This window comes from Thiospirillum jenense (assembly GCF_014145225.1).
GTDB lineage: Bacteria > Pseudomonadota > Gammaproteobacteria > Chromatiales > Chromatiaceae > Thiospirillum > Thiospirillum jenense.
In genome coordinates this window covers 1-2,241 of record NZ_JABVCQ010000070.1, presented here as the reverse complement: position 1 = coordinate 2,241, position 2,241 = coordinate 1, and the positions used below count along the sequence as shown (strand labels likewise).

Sequence of the window (2,241 nt, the reverse complement as noted above, 5' to 3'; positions counted from 1 at the left end):
CCATCCGAATCAGAATCCCGCGCATCATTAATGCCGTCATTATCCGTATCAATTGCACCTTCTTGAATGTCAGGAATGCCGTCATTATCGGAGTCTGAATCCTGTGCATCATTCACACCGTCATTATCCGTATCCACTGCACCTTCTTGGGTATCGGGAATGCCGTCATTATCCGTATCAGTGACCGGTGGTGGATGGGGATCACTTGGCGGAGGAGGCGTATAACCACCGCCGCCAGAATTGGCTAATGATGCGGAGCAATTCACCGTCGTGCTGCCAACGCATGTCCAACTCCACGGCCCCGTCCCTGTAACGGCGCTGGCCGTGCCGGCGCTGCATAAATCGGCGGTCGGAGCGCTGCTGACGGTCAAGCCGTGAGCATCGCCGCATAAACCGGCGACCGCAAATTCATAGGCACCGATGTCAGTAGTGCCAACGCGGCTGTTGCCCAAGATGTCTGTCGTCAGGGCGCCGGCATCAGTGCCGGCGTCAATCGCCGGGCTGCCCGTGTGGAGCGTCAGATCGCCCTCCAGCGCTTTGGTGAACAGCGGATCGGCATCCAAGTTATTGCCGCTATCGGTGCCCAACATGGGAAACCAAGCGCCGCTGCCCGATCCTTGAATGATGCTGTGGCTAATCCTGGGCGTGGCAAAAAGGTTGCTGATAGGACGCGCCGTCGTATTCCCCCACAGGATGACGTTGGTGAGCGTTGGAGTGCTAACACCGCTATCGGTTGCAGCATTGAAGATCGCCCCGCCTGATCCACCGGTGTCGTTACCAGCGAAAGTCACATTCACCAACGTCGGGCTACTCTCACCGCCGAAAGAACCGGTGTTGTACAGCGCCCCGCCATCTTGTGCGGCAAAGTTGTTTTGAAACACGACATTGGTCAGCGTGGGATTGCTCTTCCCGCGGCCTGCGCCGTAGCTGACCATCGCCCCGCCAAATGTGCTTGACCGATTGCCCTGAAATACGAGATTCGTCAGCGTCGGGCTACATTCGCCGGGTATATCAGGCGGGATCCAGCCTAAGCAATACAACCCGCCGCCGCCGAAAAAGTTGGGCATGCCAAGATCGCTACCGCCGGTGATCGTGAAACCATCGAGCCGGGTGCTGCTGGTGATGGTGCCAGCGGCAGTCGTGCCGTCTAAGAACACGACATGGCGGGCGTTGGTGCGGGCAATATCGCTGTGCGTCAGCACCACGCCATCGGTGGCATTGTCATTGCGGTCAATATCGCCCGACAAAATGCTGCGATTGGTGGCGAGATCGCGCTCAGTCAACGCGGTTTCAGTGCCGGCAAAGCCGCCGTACACCGCGACACCCGGTAGGATGTTGAACGTTGCCATCGGATTATTCTCCAATGCACCCGCCCCCTCGTCTGGGTAATACACGCCCGCCGCTACCCAGAGTTGATCGCCCTGTTGCGCAACGTGCAGCGCATCTTGGAGATTGGCCGCCGTCGCCCAAGTCAGGCCGCTGCCAGTGCCAGTGGTGGTGACGCGGAAGGTCACGGATGTCGAACTAACTTGCGTACCAGTCGAGCAGGCTTCGCTGCCCGGACTGGTACCGGCGCTGGCAGCCGGCGTGACGCAATAAAACAGGTAGTTGCCGCGATCCGCTGCCGTGACGGTGTAAGCGTCACTGCCCGGTGCGCCGCCAGTCGCTGTACTCGCCACAGCATCGGTGTCGTTAACATCAACCGCGTCGTCAGCAGAACGCACCCAACGATAAGTGCTGCCTGCTTCGGCATCCGGCGGTGTTTCCGCATCGCTGTAGGTATAGGTGCCAGTTAAGGTTTCACCAACGCTCGCGGTGCCGGTGAAGCTGACAGCGGAGGCGACGGGGGCGGCGTTGCAACCGTCGGTGATGTTCGTTGTGCTATGCGCCACGCCAGTTGCACCAGTCCAGAACAAATCCGCCTGACCTTCTACCGCCGTGTTCACCGCCCCAGTGCCGAACGTCACGCCGCACGAGTTGGTTTCATCGATAGTGCCGGAACAGCCGCCGTTTGCCCCCGTTGCCATGTTATTTACAGCAGTGCTGACACTGTCCAGATCGTTCGTGCAAATAAAAACCGCCCCGCCTTTGCCAACGCCATCATTAGCAACAGTTCCACCAGTTCCCTTGACCGCGCTGTTGCTGGTGAAACTGACATTTTTTAGTGTCAACGTGCCTTTTTTGACAAACACCGCACCGCCAAAACCGGCACCGCCGCCGCCGCCGTCGCCGTCGCCGCCG

Annotated in this window: 1 protein-coding gene; it reads right to left on the bottom strand. The window is 59.2% G+C overall.

Features of this window, described 5'->3' with window-relative positions:
- Positions 1-2,241 (bottom strand): thrombospondin type 3 repeat-containing protein (locus tag HUK38_RS14490; protein WP_182585033.1); only part of this gene is annotated, 2,241 nt, incomplete at both ends.